The organism is Suttonella indologenes (assembly GCF_900460215.1).
GTDB classification, from domain to species: Bacteria; Pseudomonadota; Gammaproteobacteria; order Cardiobacteriales; family Cardiobacteriaceae; genus Suttonella; species Suttonella indologenes.
This window is the reverse complement of the sequence record NZ_UHIA01000004.1, coordinates 706,599-723,223: the sequence shown is the minus strand read 5'-3', so window position 1 is coordinate 723,223 and position 16,625 is coordinate 706,599. Positions and strand designations below refer to the sequence as shown.

General features: G+C 48.1%; 20 protein-coding genes and 2 pseudogenes. 6 read left to right on the top strand and 16 right to left on the bottom strand.

Annotation, left to right across the window (positions count from 1 at the left end; translation table 11 throughout):
• Window positions 1–57: 57 nt before the first annotated feature.
• The 4 genes from purE to DYC63_RS07565 are packed head-to-tail and all read right to left on the bottom strand — an operon-like array spanning window position 58 to window position 2,820.
• Window positions 58–585 carry a 5-(carboxyamino)imidazole ribonucleotide mutase gene (gene purE, locus DYC63_RS07580; protein ID WP_115218666.1) on the bottom strand — a complete coding sequence of 176 codons (528 nt, stop codon included), beginning with the start codon at window positions 583–585 and terminating at the stop codon, window positions 58–60.
• Entirely contained in the window at window positions 582–1,706 is a 1,125-nt protein-coding gene (locus DYC63_RS07575) for a 5-(carboxyamino)imidazole ribonucleotide synthase (RefSeq protein WP_115218665.1), read from the bottom strand. Before DYC63_RS07575 ends, purE begins: the two co-directional genes overlap by 4 nt.
• Complete coding sequence (locus tag DYC63_RS07570; RefSeq protein ID WP_115218664.1) at window positions 1,706–2,278, bottom strand: L-threonylcarbamoyladenylate synthase; 573 nt, start codon at window positions 2,276–2,278, stop codon at window positions 1,706–1,708. Before DYC63_RS07570 ends, DYC63_RS07575 begins: the two co-directional genes overlap by 1 nt.
• On the bottom strand, window positions 2,266–2,820 hold the full coding sequence (locus tag DYC63_RS07565) for a transglycosylase SLT domain-containing protein (RefSeq protein WP_115219490.1): 555 nt from the start codon (window positions 2,818–2,820) through the stop codon (window positions 2,266–2,268). The genes DYC63_RS07570 and DYC63_RS07565 overlap by 13 nt, the downstream gene beginning before the upstream one ends.
• Between DYC63_RS07565 and DYC63_RS12655 the strand changes: the two genes are divergently transcribed.
• Both DYC63_RS12655 and DYC63_RS07560 read left to right on the top strand, forming a co-directional pair.
• On the top strand, window positions 2,819–3,025 hold the full coding sequence (locus DYC63_RS12655; RefSeq protein WP_172459455.1) for a hypothetical protein: 207 nt from the start codon (window positions 2,819–2,821) through the stop codon (window positions 3,023–3,025). The two genes, DYC63_RS07565 and DYC63_RS12655, sit on opposite strands and share 2 nt — an antisense overlap.
• Window positions 2,979–4,622, top strand: a complete 1,644-nt coding sequence (locus tag DYC63_RS07560; protein ID WP_115218663.1) for a glutamine--tRNA ligase/YqeY domain fusion protein — start codon at window positions 2,979–2,981, stop codon at window positions 4,620–4,622. Before DYC63_RS12655 ends, DYC63_RS07560 begins: the two co-directional genes overlap by 47 nt.
• A 97-nt stretch (window positions 4,623–4,719) precedes the next feature.
• On the opposite strand, the pseudogene DYC63_RS07555 reads toward DYC63_RS07560, so the two are convergent.
• Window positions 4,720–5,072, bottom strand: a pseudogene (locus DYC63_RS07555) (restriction endonuclease); the annotation flags it as partial.
• A 92-nt stretch (window positions 5,073–5,164) separates the two neighbouring features.
• Between DYC63_RS07555 and orn the strand changes: the two are divergent.
• The 3 genes from orn to DYC63_RS07535 all read left to right on the top strand — a co-directional run bounded on the left by orn (window position 5,165) and on the right by DYC63_RS07535 (window position 6,417).
• Window positions 5,165–5,710, top strand: a complete 546-nt coding sequence (gene orn / locus DYC63_RS07550; RefSeq protein WP_115218662.1) for an oligoribonuclease — start codon at window positions 5,165–5,167, stop codon at window positions 5,708–5,710.
• 75 nt (window positions 5,711–5,785) lie between these two features.
• Window positions 5,786–6,208 carry a response regulator gene (locus DYC63_RS07540; RefSeq protein ID WP_115218661.1) on the top strand — a complete coding sequence of 141 codons (423 nt, stop codon included), beginning with the start codon at window positions 5,786–5,788 and terminating at the stop codon, window positions 6,206–6,208.
• Window positions 6,205–6,417 (top strand): winged helix-turn-helix domain-containing protein, encoded by a 213-nt coding sequence (locus DYC63_RS07535; RefSeq protein ID WP_115218660.1) that lies wholly within the window; start codon window positions 6,205–6,207, stop codon window positions 6,415–6,417. Before DYC63_RS07540 ends, DYC63_RS07535 begins: the two co-directional genes overlap by 4 nt.
• A gap of 348 nt (window positions 6,418–6,765) precedes the next feature.
• Here DYC63_RS07535 and DYC63_RS07530 read toward each other — a convergent pair whose 3' ends face one another.
• The 3 genes from DYC63_RS07530 to DYC63_RS12650 form a co-directional block, all read right to left on the bottom strand.
• Entirely contained in the window at window positions 6,766–7,821 is a 1,056-nt protein-coding gene (locus tag DYC63_RS07530; protein WP_115218659.1) for a mevalonate kinase family protein, read from the bottom strand.
• Between the two features lie 90 nt (window positions 7,822–7,911).
• On the bottom strand, window positions 7,912–8,037 hold the full coding sequence (locus tag DYC63_RS13375; protein ID WP_281267768.1) for a hypothetical protein: 126 nt from the start codon (window positions 8,035–8,037) through the stop codon (window positions 7,912–7,914).
• Window positions 8,037–8,198 carry a hypothetical protein gene (locus DYC63_RS12650; protein ID WP_172459454.1) on the bottom strand — a complete coding sequence of 54 codons (162 nt, stop codon included), beginning with the start codon at window positions 8,196–8,198 and terminating at the stop codon, window positions 8,037–8,039. Before DYC63_RS12650 ends, DYC63_RS13375 begins: the two co-directional genes overlap by 1 nt.
• A gap of 98 nt (window positions 8,199–8,296) precedes the next feature.
• On the opposite strand from DYC63_RS12650, the pseudogene DYC63_RS07525 reads away from it, so the two are divergent.
• Window positions 8,297–8,464: pseudogene (locus DYC63_RS07525) on the top strand (inorganic phosphate transporter); the annotation flags it as partial.
• 45 nt (window positions 8,465–8,509) lie between these two features.
• On the opposite strand, the gene DYC63_RS07520 reads toward DYC63_RS07525, so the two are convergent.
• The 8 genes from DYC63_RS07520 to metA form a co-directional block, all read right to left on the bottom strand.
• The gene (locus DYC63_RS07520) at window positions 8,510–11,110 is read right to left on the bottom strand and encodes a restriction endonuclease (RefSeq protein ID WP_115218658.1); all 2,601 of its coding nucleotides are present in this window, start codon (window positions 11,108–11,110) and stop codon (window positions 8,510–8,512) included.
• Window positions 11,111–11,115: 5 nt separating this feature from the next.
• Entirely contained in the window at window positions 11,116–11,382 is a 267-nt protein-coding gene (locus DYC63_RS07515) for a type II toxin-antitoxin system RelE/ParE family toxin (protein WP_072281006.1), read from the bottom strand.
• Window positions 11,382–11,660, bottom strand: coding sequence for a type II toxin-antitoxin system RelB/DinJ family antitoxin (locus tag DYC63_RS07510; RefSeq protein ID WP_115218657.1), 279 nt, complete (start codon window positions 11,658–11,660; stop codon window positions 11,382–11,384). The genes DYC63_RS07515 and DYC63_RS07510 overlap by 1 nt, the downstream gene beginning before the upstream one ends.
• A 94-nt stretch (window positions 11,661–11,754) precedes the next feature.
• Window positions 11,755–13,614 (bottom strand): site-specific DNA-methyltransferase, encoded by a 1,860-nt coding sequence (locus DYC63_RS07505; RefSeq protein WP_425452133.1) that lies wholly within the window; start codon window positions 13,612–13,614, stop codon window positions 11,755–11,757.
• A gap of 408 nt (window positions 13,615–14,022) precedes the next feature.
• Entirely contained in the window at window positions 14,023–14,463 is a 441-nt protein-coding gene (locus tag DYC63_RS07495; RefSeq protein WP_115218655.1) for a polyhydroxyalkanoate synthesis regulator DNA-binding domain-containing protein, read from the bottom strand.
• A gap of 2 nt (window positions 14,464–14,465) precedes the next feature.
• Window positions 14,466–14,705 (bottom strand): hypothetical protein, encoded by a 240-nt coding sequence (locus DYC63_RS07490; RefSeq protein WP_115218654.1) that lies wholly within the window; start codon window positions 14,703–14,705, stop codon window positions 14,466–14,468.
• A complete protein-coding gene (gene rarD, locus DYC63_RS07485) occupies window positions 14,702–15,586 on the bottom strand; it encodes an EamA family transporter RarD (protein ID WP_115218653.1) in 885 nt (294 codons plus the stop codon). Before rarD ends, DYC63_RS07490 begins: the two co-directional genes overlap by 4 nt.
• Window positions 15,579–16,625 carry a homoserine O-succinyltransferase MetA gene (gene metA, locus DYC63_RS07480; protein WP_115218652.1) on the bottom strand — a complete coding sequence of 349 codons (1,047 nt, stop codon included), beginning with the start codon at window positions 16,623–16,625 and terminating at the stop codon, window positions 15,579–15,581. Before metA ends, rarD begins: the two co-directional genes overlap by 8 nt.

Here is a 16,625-nt window from a genome sequence, read left to right as displayed (position 1 = left end):
AGCAAAACACAAAAATGGCTGTCGGGCATAAAAGCCCGAACACGCCTTATCTCTAGCTTATTCAGGCTTAAATTCGCAGGGATACAGATGCCGCAGCTGCTCCGCTTTCGTCAAAACAGATTGCGCCATTTCTTCTTGATAAGACAGCATTTGCTCGCGAATGTTCTCATTGCTTGCCGCTAAAATACGCAGCGCCAGCAAGCCGGCATTTTTTGCGCCGTTTAATGCCACCGTTGCCACAGGCACGCCGACAGGCATTTGCAAAATCGAGAGAACCGAATCCCAGCCGTCAATCGAATTGCTCGATAAAATCGGCACGCCGATGACCGGCAGCGGCGTCAGCGAAGCCACCATGCCCGGCAAATGCGCCGCGCCGCCGGCGCCGGCGATGATGACTTCCAAACCGCGCAAATGCGCCATTTTGCCGTATTGCAAAAGCCGCTCCGGGGTGCGATGGGCGGAGACGATGGTCAATTCCGCCGCAACATTAAATTCCGCAATCACTTGCGCCGCCGCCTGCATAATCGGCAAATCGCTGTCGCTGCCCATAATGATGCCGATTTTCGCTGATGTTTTTTCTGTCATTTTTTCGCCGTAATCTCTAAATGAATCTCTTGTTTAAGCGCTGCGATTTTCGCCTTCAGCGCCGCCGTATCGGACGCAGTCAGGGTAATATGCCCCATTTTGCGCCCCGAACGCACCTGATGTTTGCCGTACCAATGCAAATACACCTGCTCTTGCGCCAATAAGGCGGGCAAATCGCGCATTTCCGCCGCGCCTTGCTCACCTTCCGCGCCAATCAGATTAATCATGGCGGCGGCGGATAATAATTGCGTGCTGCCCAAAGGATAATTCGCCAATAGGCGCAGCATTTGGTCGAACTGCGAACTGGGGCAAGCCTCGATACTGGGATGCCCGCTGTTATGCACGCGGCAAGCGGTTTCATTGACCCAGACCTCGCCGCTCTGTGTAACAAACATTTCCACCGCAAAGACACCCGCACCGGCAAAGGCCGCCGCCAATTGTCGGCAAATCTTATCGACTTGCGCCGCAATCTCGGAGCTGATTTCTGCCGGCATCTGCACCACGTCCACCAAATTCAGCACGGGATCAAAAACCATTTCCGCCGCCGGATAAGTGCGCACATCGCCCTTGCCATCAGCGACAAAAATCAAGGCGATTTCCTTGGCAATCGGGCACAAGCTTTCAATCACACTCGGCACATCCCATAATTGCGCCACATCCGCCGCATTTCTGATGATTTGCACGCCCTTGCCGTCATAGCCGCCGGTACGCGTTTTCTGCACAAAGGGCAATGCCTGTGTATCAATATCCGCGGCATTGGCGGCAAGATAAAACGGCGCAGTAGGAATGCCGTGCTCGGCATAAAAGGCTTTCTGCCGCCCCTTGTCTTGAATGATTTCCAGCACCGCCGGCTCGGGTATAATCCTTTTGCCCTGCGCCTGCAAACGTTTCAGCGCCGCGACATTGACATGCTCAATCTCGATGCCGATTGCATCGCAGTCCTGCCCGAAAGCAAAAACCGTCGCCTCATCATTAAAATCCCCGCAGACGAATTCATCGCACAAATGCGCGCAAGGCGCCTGCGGATCAGGATCCAATATTTTGACTTGCAACGGATAATTCGCCGCTTCCTGCAAAAACATCCGCCCTAACTGTCCGCCGCCTAAAATACCGATTTTCATTATTCCCTCAATATCGCTTTTGTTTGCCAATCTATAATTCTGCTCGGACGCTTCGCGCCCTCCACCTCGCCCATCACACAGGGCAAATCCGGAAAATAACGGCGCACCTGCGCCAAATCCAAGGCCGCCGTCTGTCCTGCCGGATTGGCGGATGTCGATAATAAAGGCTGTCCCAGCAAGCGGCACAATGCCTGCACCGTCTGATGATGAGAGATCCGCACCGCCACCCGTCCTGTCGCCGCATCGCAGACCGCTGCTGCCGTTTTATGTCCTGCTTTTACTACGAAAGTCGTGGCGCGTTCGTGCTGCAAGTCCTGCATCGCCACAATCTCGTTAGCTGCTAAAGGCGTAATCCAGCCGTTCAACTGCGACCAATCCGCCGCCACCATAATCAAGCCTTTTTCCGCAGGACGCGCTTTCAAGGCAATCACCGCCTGCACCGCCGCCTCGTCGGCAGGATTGGCACCGATACCCCAAACCGCTTCTGTCGGATAAGCAAAAGCCCAGCCCGCCGCAAAAGCCGCCCGAATCGCCGCATTATCCTGCGGCATCTGCCAAATCAAATCGGACATTCCAACAATTGCGCCTGATAAAAGGTGGCGCGATCCCTGACCTTATCCGAAACCGTCAGCAGCCAAGGCTTTGCCAGATAACTGCCCGATTCAAAACCGCCCATGCCTTCATGATAGGCAAGATATTGGTTTTTCACGTCATTTAATTGAACACGGTTGCGCTTCACATTTTGATTGGCATAAAAACCGATAAAATCCACCGCATCGTCAAAACGTTCGCGACCGCCGCCCTTATTCTGCGTTTTGAGCAAATACCAATCCCAACTGTCATCTTTAATCTGCGCATAGCCGTAGGCAAAAGACGAGCTCAGCGCCGTCGGATTAAAACGCGACTCCTGATGCAAAAACGCCAGAATAAACGCCGGCTCCATATTCCAACGCAACTTCACATCCTGCAAAGCCCCCCGCCAATGGGGGCGCTGCGCCAGCAAATCGCAGGCGCTGTCCTGCAAATGCACCGCCGGTTGGCTTTCATTATGAAAACGTCTGTCCGCATGGCTAGCCAAAACATAATATTGCGCAGAATAAGGTACCGTCTGCATGTGTGCGGATGATGAAGGCGCCGAACTGCTGCAGGCACAAAGCCATAAGCTTGCCAAGCCCAAGGACAGGAAAAAGAATGAAGAGCGAATGCGCATAGGCTTTTCCAATCTGCTAAAATGCGGCATTTTAGCAGTCTATCAGGCAAAAAGAGAATATTATGAGCGAAATACCAGCGGCGAATTTTATCCGCAATATCATTGCTAATGACCTTGCGGCAGGCAAAAACGACGGCAAAGTCTGCACGCGCTTTCCGCCCGAACCTAATGGCTATTTACACCTTGGACACGTCAAATCCATCTGCCTGAATTTCGGCATGGCAAATGAATTCGGCGGCAGCTGCAATTTGCGCTTCGACGACACCAATCCTGAAAAAGAAAACGCCGAATACATGGACTCGATTAAAAAAGACGTACATTGGCTCGGCTTTGAATGGCACAAACTCCGCCATGCCTCGGACTACTTCCCCGAACTACTCGAATACGCCTACCAACTCATCGACCAAGGCGCTGCCTATGTGGACTCGCAAAGCAGCGAAGAAATCCGTGCCAACCGCGGCACCTTAACCGAGCCCGGCACCAACAGCCCCTACCGCGACCGCAGCCCCGAAGAAAACCGTCAACTATTCGACGAAATGGTCGCCGGCAAACACCCCGACGGCAGCCATGTTCTGCGTGCCAAAATCAATATGGCATCGCCCAATATCAACATGCGCGACCCTGTGATTTACCGCATCCGCCATGCCGCCCACTTCCATGCCGGCGACGATTGGAAAGTCTATCCCATGTACGACTACACCCACTGTCTCTCGGATATGATCGAAGGCATCACGCACAGCCTCTGCACCTTGGAATTTGAAGACCACCGACCGCTCTACGACTGGGTGCTCAGCACGCTGGAAACCCCCTGCCATCCGCAGCAAATCGAATTTGCACGTTTAAACATGGAATACACCGTCCTGTCCAAACGCCGCCTCATACAATTAGTACAGGAAAACCACGTCAACGGTTGGGACGATCCGCGTATGCCCACCATTGCCGGACTGCGTCGCCGCGGCATCCCGGCTTCGGGGCTGCGCCGCTTCTGCGAAAAAATTGGCATCAGCAAAGCCGACGGCACCATCGAAATCAGCTATTTTGAAAACGTCATCCGCGACACGCTTAACACCGAAGCCGCGCGCCGCATGGTCGTGCTCAATCCGATCAAACTCAGCATTACTAGCCTCCCCGAAGGACATGAAGAAATCTACCGCCTGCCCAACCATCCGCAAAATCCCGAAATGGGCGAACGCGAAGTTCCCTTCTCCAACACGCTTTACATTGAAGCGGAAGATTTCAGCGAAAATCCGCCCGCCAAATGGAAACGCCTTGCCTTGGGCGAAAGCGTGCGCCTGCGCGGTTCTTACGTCATCACCTGTGAAGAAGTTATCAAAGACGAAGCCGGCAATATCATCGAACTCAAATGCCGTCATGACCCCGATACGCTAGGCAAAAATCCTGAAGGCTACAAAGCCAACGGCGTGATTCATTGGGTCTCCGCCCCGCATGCCGTCGATGCCGAAGTCCGCCATTACGGGCTCTTATTCAATCAAGCCAATCCGATGGCGGCGGAAAACTTCCTCGACACGCTGAACCCCAACTCCCTGCAAGTGCTGGATCATGCCAAAGCCGAACCCGCGACAAGAGCGGATATCGGCACCAGTTACCAACTGGAACGGCAAGGCTATTACGCCATCGACCCCGACAGCAATGCGGACAAATTGGTCTTAAACCTTACCGTCAGCCTACGCGAAACAGGCAAATAAAACGATAAGCGCCCTAGCGGCGCTTATTTATTTTCCTTCTTCATCACAGTAATAATAACTTAGGCAAACTTTATAATCGGAGAAATAAATATTAACACTATGGTTTTTTTATAATTACCGTATTATATAAGCCTATATAACCCTCTTTTTTATCAATCCCTGCATATTCAAGACTGGCATCTTCATAACGCTTAAATTTATACACCGCATCATTCATCACCGCTTCATCAAACACATTTAATGACACAAGCAAAGAAAAATCCGCCTGTGATAAACCTGTTACCTTAGTAAATAAATCCGGCTCCAATTCCTGAATCACGTCTTTTAAACTATGTTCCCGATAATCTGATAAATACATAAAAATCGGAATGCGTGTGGCAATTTAATCAGTTTATCTTGAATTTGTTTTCGCAGGGATTTTTGTTCCTTTTCTTCATCGCTTAATGTTTTTTATCTTGGATTGTAAATTCAAGAGAGAAAAACCGCCGCCGGCAATAGGCGCGTGATACACTGCCCTTTTCGATACACATAGAAAATAGCATATGAAAACCGAATACGGACGCCTCATTTGGATTGATTTGGAAATGACGGGGCTGGACCCGCAGCGTGATGAAATCATTGAAATCGCGACCATTGTCACCGATGCCGAACTGAATATTCTCGCCGAAGGACCGGTGATTGCCATCCATCAAAGCGATGCCATTATGGATCATTTAGACGATTGGAACCGCCGCCATCACGGCGCTTCGGGCTTGATTGAGCGCGTTAAAGCCAGCCGAATCGATATGGCGGAGGCGGAGAAGCAAACTCTTGAATTTTTAAGCCAATATCTTCAAGCCGGCAAATCGCCGATGTGCGGCAACAGCATCTGCCAAGACCGCCGTTTTCTTGCCCGCCATATGCCGAAGCTGGAAAAATTCTTTCACTACCGCAATTTGGACGTTTCGACGATTAAAGAGCTGGCGGCGCGTTGGTATCCGCAACATCAATACCACAAACGCAACACGCATCAGGCTTTAGCCGATATTCAAGAATCGATTGCCGAACTCAAACATTACCGCCAGCACATCTTTCAATCGCGCTCATGAGCAAAAAACGCCTCTTAATTATTGAAGACGAAAGTTCCATCGTGCAATTACTGCGCTTTGCCCTTGAGACGCAATATGAGATTCACGCAGTCGATACGCTGCGCGCCGCCGAAGCCGCCTTACGCGCAGAAATACCGCACATCATTATCTTGGATTGGATGCTTGCCCGACGGCAACGGCGTTCAGCTGCTCGCGATGCTGCGCCGCGATGCGCGCTACCGTCACCTGCCGATTCTGATGCTCACCGCACGCAGCAGCGAAACCGACATCACCAAAGGATTGGAAACAGAGGTGGACGATTATCTGATCAAACCCTTTTCCGTCGCGGAATTACAGGCGCGCTTAAAAGCCCTGCTACGACGCAGCGGTGAAGAAGAACACAACCAAGAACTGCATTATCCGCCCTTGAGCATGGATTTAAGCAGCAATCAAGTCTTTTATCAACAAACCCCATTCTCCTGCACTGCCGCGAATTTGCCCTGCTGCGCTGCCTCATGAAACACAGCGGCAAAGTGCTCTCGCGCGAACAGCTGCTTGATCAGGCATGGGGCGATGACGGCGAAATCGCCGACCGCGCGGTGGACGTATCCGTGCGCCGGCTGCGCAAAGCCTTTGAAGACCAAGGCTATGATTTGCCGATTAGCACCGTGCGCGAACTGGGTTATCGTCTGGATAAAATCGATATAGCTGGAGAAGTGGAAAAGTAGTACAAGGCGGCGAGCCGCAGACAGTACAGAGCGTAGGGCAAGGCGCAGCAATATCCTAATATATTGATTCATGACAAATATGAACATTATATTTTTAACCTTAGCTTAGGCGTTTATGCCAGAAAGTACTCGCATGACAAATTATGTTGGGAATAAGAACCTAAACTACTAATTTATAAAGAAGTAGGTCGGATTCTTGAATCCGACAAATTTATATTTTAAGTAATGTCGGATACAAGTATCCGACCTACCCGATTGAAAAATGATTAATTTTGCCATGAATTGACTATACTTTTTCAATTCTTCGACTATAGTGGTGATAACAACCGAGCATAAAGCCCCTATTTATTAACTATGCGGTGAAACGATCGCCGCACCTTCTACCGCCACCTGCAAACGCCCCCAAGACAATTGCGGATAGTCTTTTTCCAACAGGGTGCGCAATGCCGCCTCGTCTTGATGATAAATCAGCAACATTCCACCGGCATTGCCGCGAATACTGCCGGCACCGCTGATTTTTGCCGCCCCGCCGCTATTCTTTATCGCAGCGATAATGGCTTGGCTGGTCGGCGGCACAATGCCGATTCTGTGCAATAAAGATTGATTGTCGTCGATGGCGGCGGTAATCGCCTGCGTATCCTGATGCTGCAATCCCGTCTGCAAGGCGGCGCTGCAAGCGCCGAAAGCCTGCCACAAGGCCTCGTCTTTGCCGAACTGTTCCCGTACCGCCGCCACGCACTCGCCGGTGCTGCTTTGCGGAATCCCCGTCAGCAGCCAGTAACAATCCTTTAGCGACACATCCAAAGGCTGCGGTTCTTGATTGGCCAGAAGCTGCACGCCGCCGTAAGTAACCGCCGCCGCATCAATCGCGCTGCCTTTGCCATGCTGCAAACGTTCGCAAAAGCGAATCCGTGCAAAGCGTTCTGCCAAGCTCTGCGGTTGATTGAGCAAATGCTCGTACAAGACCATCGTCGCGGCGATAATCGCCGCCGAAGAGCCCATGCCGGCACCCAAAGGCAAATCCGAGCGGGTATGCAATTGTCCGGCACGCAGGCGCCCTTCTCCGTCGCGCGTGGGCAGGAAATGTCCGGCAATTTGTGCCAAAGTGTAAAGCATCAAATCATCAGGACGCTGCAAAATGTTTTTCACCGCCAAATCGCCTTTGGCAAAGGCTTCAAAGCGCGCATCGAGTTTGTCGCGCAAACTCTGCAAGGCGCTCAGCGGCGTACGTCTGCCGGTGGCGATGCCTGCCAAAGCGGTGCGCAAACTATTGCCGCGCGAGAGCAGATGAAATTGCACGGTGGTATAACGCGCAACCGCCGCTACGATCGCCGGCTGCCCGTAAACCACCGCATGTTCTCCGCTTAATATGATTTTTCCCGGCGATTGTGCCGTAATATTCATGACCATTCCCTCATTTTTTGCGCAGTATAGCATTACCGGGCAATAAAAAAGCCAAGACGGCTTGTCTTGGTTTTATTCGCGATTGCGCGATTATTTTTGCGCTTTAGCGGCTTCAATGATCATTTTCATTTGTTCGACGCCGACTTTGCAACCTGCAAGTGCCTGCTCTTGCTCGGCAGCGCTCATTTGAGTCCAAGCTTCGAGAGAAGTTTTCATCATGTTTCTTTATCCATGCCCAAAGATTCTTTCATTTCCGGCATGACTTCGGCGGCTTCGAAAGTCAGGTCAATCAATTTACGGCATTCGGCAGGATAATCCGCAGCTTGAGCAGAAAGAGCGGCAACAGAAGCAAACACAGTAAATACAAATTTTTTCATAAAATCCTCATCTATTAAACGTTGCACTTCAAGCTTGAATCTAAGCCCTGATAAAATCGACAAAAGCCCGCACAATGCTGGAAGGATAACGATGCGCCGTATCCAGCACGCACATTCTTGTCGGCGCCGTGCTGGGCATCGGCTTAGTCAACCGTAATGCCAACTGGGCTTTGATGAAACCCATCGGACTGGCATGGATTATCACCCTACCCTCCGCCGCTTTCCTATCCGCGACCAGCTTCCTAATCCTGCGCGCGATTTTCTAATTGCAAACTCTACCTCAAATTTTAGGGAAATTGGCGGAATTACACTTATAACTCCGCCAATTTCTCCACCACCCGATAATCCACATCATCAAATAAATCAAAATGCGTTTGGGCGCATTCAATTTTTTGCTGTTCTGGTAAAGACAATTTGTCTAAATCCACACCATCTTGAATGCCCTTGCCCGTGTTTTTCGTTTCCGCCACAAAATAAACGCGCTCACGGTTTTTCATTACCACAGCCCAATCGGGATTGTAATTGCCAATTGGCGTAGGCACTTTAAACCAAGAGGGCAATTTGAAATACAAAGCCACATCTTCGTGATTTTCACAATCCCGTGCAAAATCGTGTTCGGTTTGCGAATCCAAGTTGATGTAATCGGCAAAAATGGTTTTATCCTGATTTTGAACGGAAAAAGTATGTGCATTGATGAAAAATTCCGTGCCATTTTGTGCCAAATTTTCCCATTGCAACAAACTTTGCCGATACGCCAAATCGCTGTTTTCAGGCAGCCTGAAATATTCAATCCCTTCAACCATCAAACCATTTAATGCCAACAAAATCTTTTCGCTTGCCAAATCAATAAAACGCTGCGGATTATGGGCAATCTCGCCAATCCGACCCGATTGTTGCAAAATTTCAAAAATGCTTTGGCGCGTCAATTTGGTTTTCTTTTGGATAGCCAATAAAACATCAGGGATTGCCCAATCGGCATTTTCCACTTGTACGGTTTGAGCATGGGTTTGTTCGCCCCAAATGCCATCGGTTTGGCTTTGATTGATTTTGGCTTTTTGCACCACAATTTGCAGCTTATGAATCGCAGGCATATTTTGCACCAATTTACAGGCAGCCTGAATCAAATCATCACGCGAAAATTGCACCGCATAGCGTGTTTTATGCAGCAATTTCTGCCAAATTGCCAAAAACACAGGGTCAAGCGTAAAACCTTTGCGGAAAGTTTGCCGTTTGCGCTGATTGGCATTTTTCGCACCGCCATTGCTGAATTTGATGCCGCATTCATTTTCATATTCTTGTTGCAAATTGGCAGCAAAACTTTCGTAACTTTCATTGGGAATCACGGTCAAAATATTCACGCTGTCATCACGCACACGTTCGCCCTGCTGATTCACCGCCAAACGCAAACCGCGCCCGATTTCCTGCCGTTTTTTAATCGGCGATTGGGTTTCATTGAGCGTACAAATCTGAAACACATTCGGATTATCCCAACCTTCTTTTAAAGCAGAATGCGAAAAAATAAAACGCAAAGGCGAATCAAACGACAATAATTTTTCCTTATCTTTCATAATCAAAGCATAAGTATCGTCATCGGCTTTGGTTTTACCGCTTGTGTCTTTGTCTTGCGAAAAATAGCCGTCATGCACACCGTCCGCGCTTTGTCTCGCTTCTTGTTGGTAAATTTCTTCAAACCATTGGGCAAATTTGCCACCGTTTCGGTAATTCGCCACTTTATCAATAAAAAACAAAGACAAAACTTTAATGCCGCGTGGATTTAAACGTTTTTCTTTTTGCAAATGTTCTTTAATGGTTGCCGCCATTTGGTTTTTCATGATTTCATCACGAATCACATCTTGGTCTTCTCCCAAAGTCAAAACCGTGCCGTTGGACAATGCCAGCGTGCCGTTTTCAGCGTCCAACCCATTGATGATAAAGCCATAACGATAGGTTTCATGATTTCCAGATTTCACAAACAAATCATCGCCCGAAACCACCGAAACCGTTTTCTTTTTGGTTTCTTTTTGATTTTGAAAATAGATTTCCACTTTGGCGGTCAATTTGCGTTTGCCCGATACAAATTCTTTCAACGCCACATACGCACCATTGACATCGTTTTTTGCCAAAACCGATTTCACTTCAATTTGTTTGACCAATTTCTGATTGTAGGCTTCAATCGGATTTAAACTGAATACTTTGTGATACGGCTGTTTGTGGGTGGCAGAATAACGCAACACAAACAAAGGATTGAGCGCATCAATTGCCTGTTTTGCCAAATCCGTTTCCATATTTTGCGGCTCATCAATCAACACAATCGGGCGTGTTTGGCTGATGTTTTGAATCGGTATTTCGCCACTTTCATTCATGCGCTTAATCACATTGTCTTCTTTTTTAAACGCATCAATATTCATAATCAAAATTTCAATATGCGAACTTTGAGCAAAATGGCGTAAAGCATTCAAACGCTCACTGCGGTAAATATCGGCATGAACAATGGGTTTGTTAAACTCGGTTTCAAAATGCGTTTTGGTGGCGCGTATGCTTTGCAACACGCCTTCACGAATCGCCACGCTCGGCACGACAATCACAAATTTACGCCAACCATATTGCTGATTCAATTCAAAAATCGTCCGCAAATAGACATAGGTTTTGCCTGTCCCCGTTTCCATTTCAACGGTAAAATTCAAGCCGTATTGCCCCAATTGGGTTTCAGGCTGCCTGAAACGATTTTGCACCGCTTTCAAATTTTTTTGGATTTCATCGTGGTTTAAATCCAAACGGTTTGCCACAATCGGGCTGCCGCCATTTGCGGTTAATTCAAATGATTGTGTGTGATTGGGTTCGCCTTGAAAAAGATTCACAATGGCGGAAATGGCATCTTTTTGATAAGCCAAATGTTCAAATTTCAATTGCATGGTTTTTATCCAAATAATTCTGAATGACTCCCCAAGCGCACCAAAATCAATTGTTCTGCTTCAATTTTGTAAATCAGCACCAAATCATTTTTAATATGACAATCGCGAAAACCCTGCCAATTGCCCGTTAAAGCGTGGTCGCGATATTGGGCAGGCAAAGGCTTTTCACCGTGCAAACAATGCAAAACTTCGGCAAATTCCGCACTGCTTAATATTTCAGGGGCGATTTTGCGTAAATCACGTTTGTATTCTTTGCTGATTGCCAATCTCATCACTTGGTTTCCTGCGCCATTTTTTGCATCAAAACAATGGCTTCATCAACCGTATCCACAGCAAGCATTTCCACTTCGCCCCGATTAACGGCTTGCATTGCAGCAATGGTTTCAGGTTTGGGCTGATAATCCAAACGCAAAGGAATGGTGTGGGTAAGCGCAATTTCACGCAAAAACATATTGATGGCTTGGGTAGGGGTTAAGCCGTAATTTTTAATCACTTCAAATGCTTGATTTTTAATGTCTTCTGGGACACGAAAACTGTATGCACCGCTCATGATGTTCTCCTGTTTGGGTTCAAATACGGCTTGATTATAAACAGATTTGTATTTCAATGAAATACAAATCACTCAAAAAGCACCTTCAGGCAGCCTATAAAGTTTCAAATTGCACGCCAGCGTCTTGGCATTGCAAAAAGGCATTGGTTTTCAGTGCGTCATTGCCTTGAAAAACGCGGTCTAGGGCAAAGATTTTTTGTGGCGATTGTTGCAAACATGCGTGCAACAATTCATCGCTGAATGTTTGCAAAAACAGGGCGGTTTTGCGTGTGCCTGCTTGATTGTTCAACCAAACCACGCTGCCTGAAAAATCAAACTCATCCGTTAATTGGAAACCCAAACGCAAAGCCAATTCATACGCCAGATTTTCCACGCTGGCGTTTTCATCAACCACATTTTGAAACAATGCCAATTGTTCGCCCAAACTTTCGGCATCAGATTTTTCAGGCTGCCGCCATTGTTTAAAAGCGCTTTGGGCAAGTTTGAACACTTTGAAACCTGTATCCACGTTTTGATTTTCTTTCAGGCTGCCTGAAATGTGTTTTCCTGCGCGGCGTATGCGTTCTTTGGCGATTTCGGCAATGGTGGCGTAACCTGCTTTGTGGGCTTCGGATTTTTCGTCTGTTTCTTCGGGCAACTGCACGCAAATGTAGCGGCGATTGCCACCGTCTTCGGCATTGAGTTGCATAACCGCGTGGGCAGTTGTGCCAGAGCCTGAAAAGAAGTCTAGGATTAGGTCGTTTGGATTTGTTGCACAAAGCACAATTTTGTTTAATAAGGCAACAGACTTAGGGCTTTCAAATACTTTTTCTTCAAACAGCTTTACTTGCTCCTTAGTTGCAGCTTGATTTAAATATGAATTATCGACTAACAAACTATCTAACATTGCATCAGCGTTTTTAATTTCATTTTTGTAACGTTTCAAAATAAAACCACGTTCTTTTTCTGAATGTGTTTTTTTAAATTTAATTTTTCCTGTTTTAACCCATAATTCAAAATTTTCTTTTGAAAAAAACCAAGCGCGTCCCTTTGGTGGAATATCCTCCCTACCTGTAAATGGATTAACAATCGGATAACGGTCGCCATCTCTTGGGGCAGTTGGGTTATCAGAAATCCATTCACCATTTGGGTCATTATCTGGATTTTGATAATTTGAAAAATCTTTTTCCTCACCTTTCAAATAAGCAAATTCTTTATTTTTTGCATAACAGATTAAATATTCATGTTGAATGTTAATTCCTGTTTTTTCAACATTAGTAACGCTTTTTGTCTTGCGGATAAATTCCACTAAAAAATTCTCCGCACCAAACACTTCATCACACAGCAATTTCAATTGCGCCTGTTCATTGTCATCAATGCTGATAAAAATCACGCCGTCTTCGCGCAACAGCGTTTTCGCCAAATGCAGGCGTGGCAACATCATATTCAGCCAGTTGCTGTGATAATGCCCACTGTCTTTGCTGTTTAATCGGAATGCGCCTTGAAACACCCCATCGCGTTTCAGGTAGCCTTCTGTGTCTTTGTCGCCCACGCGTTTGGCGTAGTCATCGCGGGTTTCTGAAAATTTGTCGGGATAAATAAAGCTGTCTTTGCCTGTGTTGTAGGGCGGGTCAATGTAAATCATTTTGACGCTGCCTGCGTAGGCTTTTTGCAGGATTTTCAAGGCTTCCATGTTTTCCGCTTCAATAAACACGTTTTGCGTGGCATCAAAATCCACGCTTTCGGCTTGGCAGGGAATCAGGGTGTTGAAGGTGGGCGTTTGCAAAGCACGGTATGCGGCGGTTTTGCCTGCCCAGTTGAGTTGATAGCGTTCGTTGCTGTCGCAAAGGTTTTCCGTACCCAAAATGAGTTTGAGTTTTTCAAAATCAATCTGGTTTTCGCAGAATATTTCAGGGAAAAGTGCCTTGAGTTTTAGGATATTATTTTGAGTTAAATCATTTTGCAAACCATGTATAATTTCGGTTCGGTTCGGTTCGGTTCGGTTCGGTTCGGTTCGGTTCGGTTCGGTTCGGTTCGGTTCGGTTCGGTTCGGTTCGGTTCGGTTCGGTTCGGTTCGGTTCGGTTCGGTTCGGTTCGGTTCGGTTCGGTTCGGTTCGGTTCGGTTCGGTTCGGTTCGGTTCGGTTCGGTTCGGTCATATCTCTATCCTTTTGAAATAAATAATTTTTAAATAGCACCCTAACTTATCTATAGTCTCTTCAGATTAAAATGATACGCCTTAAAACAACATATTGAAATATTTTTCAATATGTTGAAAATTTTTATTGTCTCATTTTAATCTGAAGAAGCTATATATTTACAGCTAAGGCACTTGCTTTCATTTTGTTGATTGCTGATAAAGGTATTTTTCTTTCTCTCAATCCGCTAAGACGCTGCTATTTTCGCCGCGCTTTCCTGCAGCAGAGCATCTTGCGCGACGGCGAGTTTTTCAATGGTCGAGAGCGGGTCTTCAAGGTCAAAATTCTGCATTTGCGCTTGAAATAGGTCGCGGTGTTGAATAAAGAGTTTCAGGCTTTTTTCCAAATATTGTGCGGCAAGTCCCGCCAGCAGTTCATCATCAAAGCGCAGGGCTTCGCTGAGCATGGCTTCGCTGAAGATGGGCGCAGCCTGTTCGTCCGCCGCTTCTTCCGCCAGCATGCTGAATAGCACGGAGCGGGTAATATCGCGCCCTGTTTGCACGTCTATGACGCTGAGTCTTTCACCTGCGAGCAGGAAGGCGCGCAAGTCTTTGCTTTTGATATAAGCGCTTGCGCCTGTGTCGTATAGACGGCGGTTGGGGTATTTTTTAATTTTGCGCACCGCCATGCTTAGAACAACCAACGCTGCTTTTTCAGCTCGCGCGGTTCAAAGCTGCCGCCGATCATGTCGCAGACGTATTTGACGCTTTCGTCATTGACTTGCCGGCATTGTCCTTGGGTATCGCAGAGCGGAATGTCCGTGCAGCGTCCTTTGGATAAATTGTGTTCACCGATGGCTTCGGGCGTGATGGGGGCTTTGCAGGCGGCTAATGATAGGGCAACAAGGCTTAAAACGAGGATTTTACTCATACTGTGTTTCTCCGATAATGATAGATTAGCCGCAGACTGTAGATACCCAAGCCTGTCCAGATGAACAGGAAAGTGATGAGTTTTGTCCAGTCGAACGGTTCATGAAAATAAAAAATCGCCAGCAAGAATTGCAGGCTGGGCGTGCTATATTGTGCCATGGCAACGGCATTGAGCGGTAGATGCTCCACGGCATAGAGATAGAGCAAGAGCGGCGCCAGCGTAATCACGCCTGCCCCAAGGCAGTAGATAATCATACTCGGCTGCGCGGCATAGTCGAATGCCTGCCCCTGCGCCGCCAACCACAGCCAAGCCGCAAGCACGAAGGGACTGAGAATCAGCATTTCGGCAAATAAACCTGCCACCGCCGGCAATTGGAATTTTTTGCGCAGACTGCCGTAGCAGCCGAAGCTGCCGCCGATGGCGAGCGCCAGCCATGGAAATTCGCCGAAGACGAGAATTTGATAGAGCAGACCGATGCTGGCGCAGCCAAGCGCCAAGGCGCGCCATTTGTCCAATTTTTCCCCGAAAAGACAGATACCTAATGCCACGTTAATCAGCGGCGTGATGAAATAGCCCATGCTGGCTTGGCTGGTCAGGTTTTTATTGACCGCCACAATGTAAAACAGCCAATTCAGGGCGATGAGTACGGCGGTAATCAATAGGCTCAGGCAGGTGCGCGTTTGGCATAGCGGACGCAGCAGGCTTGCCATCCGCCCTTGGTAGAGATAAATAATCAGCAGTATCAATAGGGAAAAGATGACGCGTACATAGAGCAGTTCTTCCGCGCGCATGGCACTCATCAGGCGCACAAAGAGCGGAAAAAATCCCCATGTGCCAAAGGCGGCAATGAGCGCCAGCCATGCTTTGCCCTGATTAGTCATGGCGTTTGCCGGCCAAAGGATCGTTTGGGTCTATGCCGTCCATAAATTGCAGGCGGCGATCATAATGCGTCAGTTCATAAATCAGACCTAGCCAATTGGCAAAAATGCCTTTGGCGGTGTCGCGCCATGTGATGTCGATTTCTTCCGTCAATGCTTCGACGGGGAAGTCGCTGTCGCCGCGCAAATAGGCGTCAATCAATGCCTGCGCATGTTCATTGAAATAATGCGCAGGCAAGGCGGGTTGATAAGACAATTTCCCCGCCTGATATAACACCGCATCACGTTGATATTCTTTCAATAAACTTTGCACATCGTATTCGGGATGCCCCTGTAGATAGATTTGGCGGAAACCGTCGGGCGAAGTAGCTAAGGCAACGCCGCTTTCTTTTCCCGCCACCAAGACTTTCAAGCCGTGCGCTTGCATTTGCGCCGCGCTGACATCGTTGCGCCGCGAATGCGGCATATCGAAACGGGTATTGATATTGGATAAAAGCGGGTGTTTTTTGTCTAAGACCCGATGCTCGAAAACGCCGAAGAGTTTTTGCGCCAAGGGTTGGCGTTTGATGCCGTAAAAAATCTCAAAGGCGGCATGCGAGGCAAGGCAGGAACAGACCACGGAGGTTACATTATCATCCGCCCAGCGGAAAATTTTTCGAATTTCATCCACATAGGGTTCATCGCTTAAGTGCTGATGGACGGGATTGGTACCGGTGACAATCAAAGCATCTAAGCCCTGCTCCGCCAAATCAGAAAATTTTTCATAATTTTCTTCAATATATGCCTGCATTTCCGGACTGCGCGGCACGCCCTCAATGGTAAAAATATGCACATAGAATTGCGCGATGCGGTTGCTGTTGCCGATAAGGCGCAGAAATTGCCGCTCCGTCGCCTGCAAAGCGCCGTCGGGCATCATGTTGAGCAAACCGATGTGCAGCTCGCGGATGTCCTGACTATGCGCGCGGCGGATGTCTAAGACTTCCTGCCCTTCTTTTTGAATGCGCTGCAAAGATTCTAAGGGGCGGTGCGCGACTAATGGCAT

Coding starts and splice junctions, on each gene's coding strand:
- purE (WP_115218666.1), bottom strand. CDS start 585: ATGACAGAAAAAACATCAGCGAAAATCGGCATCATTATGGGCAGCGAC.
- DYC63_RS07575 (WP_115218665.1), bottom strand. CDS start 1,706: ATGAAAATCGGTATTTTAGGCGGCGGACAGTTAGGGCGGATGTTTTTG.
- DYC63_RS07570 (WP_115218664.1), bottom strand. CDS start 2,278: ATGTCCGATTTGATTTGGCAGATGCCGCAGGATAATGCGGCGATTCGG.
- DYC63_RS12655 (WP_172459455.1), top strand. CDS start 2,819: ATGTGTGCGGATGATGAAGGCGCCGAACTGCTGCAGGCACAAAGCCAT.
- DYC63_RS07565 (WP_115219490.1), bottom strand. CDS start 2,820: ATGCAGACGGTACCTTATTCTGCGCAATATTATGTTTTGGCTAGCCAT.
- DYC63_RS07560 (WP_115218663.1), top strand. CDS start 2,979: ATGAGCGAAATACCAGCGGCGAATTTTATCCGCAATATCATTGCTAAT.
- orn (WP_115218662.1), top strand. CDS start 5,165: ATGAAAACCGAATACGGACGCCTCATTTGGATTGATTTGGAAATGACG.
- DYC63_RS07540 (WP_115218661.1), top strand. CDS start 5,786: ATGAGATTCACGCAGTCGATACGCTGCGCGCCGCCGAAGCCGCCTTAC.
- DYC63_RS07535 (WP_115218660.1), top strand. CDS start 6,205: ATGAAACACAGCGGCAAAGTGCTCTCGCGCGAACAGCTGCTTGATCAG.
- DYC63_RS07530 (WP_115218659.1), bottom strand. CDS start 7,821: ATGAATATTACGGCACAATCGCCGGGAAAAATCATATTAAGCGGAGAA.
- DYC63_RS13375 (WP_281267768.1), bottom strand. CDS start 8,037: ATGAAAACTTCTCTCGAAGCTTGGACTCAAATGAGCGCTGCCGAGCAA.
- DYC63_RS12650 (WP_172459454.1), bottom strand. CDS start 8,198: ATGAAAAAATTTGTATTTACTGTGTTTGCTTCTGTTGCCGCTCTTTCT.
- DYC63_RS07520 (WP_115218658.1), bottom strand. CDS start 11,110: ATGCAATTGAAATTTGAACATTTGGCTTATCAAAAAGATGCCATTTCC.
- DYC63_RS07515 (WP_072281006.1), bottom strand. CDS start 11,382: ATGAGATTGGCAATCAGCAAAGAATACAAACGTGATTTACGCAAAATC.
- DYC63_RS07510 (WP_115218657.1), bottom strand. CDS start 11,660: ATGAGCGGTGCATACAGTTTTCGTGTCCCAGAAGACATTAAAAATCAA.
- DYC63_RS07495 (WP_115218655.1), bottom strand. CDS start 14,463: ATGGCGGTGCGCAAAATTAAAAAATACCCCAACCGCCGTCTATACGAC.
- DYC63_RS07490 (WP_115218654.1), bottom strand. CDS start 14,705: ATGAGTAAAATCCTCGTTTTAAGCCTTGTTGCCCTATCATTAGCCGCC.
- rarD (WP_115218653.1), bottom strand. CDS start 15,586: ATGACTAATCAGGGCAAAGCATGGCTGGCGCTCATTGCCGCCTTTGGC.
- metA (WP_115218652.1), bottom strand. CDS start 16,625: ATGCCATTAGTCGCGCACCGCCCCTTAGAATCTTTGCAGCGCATTCAA.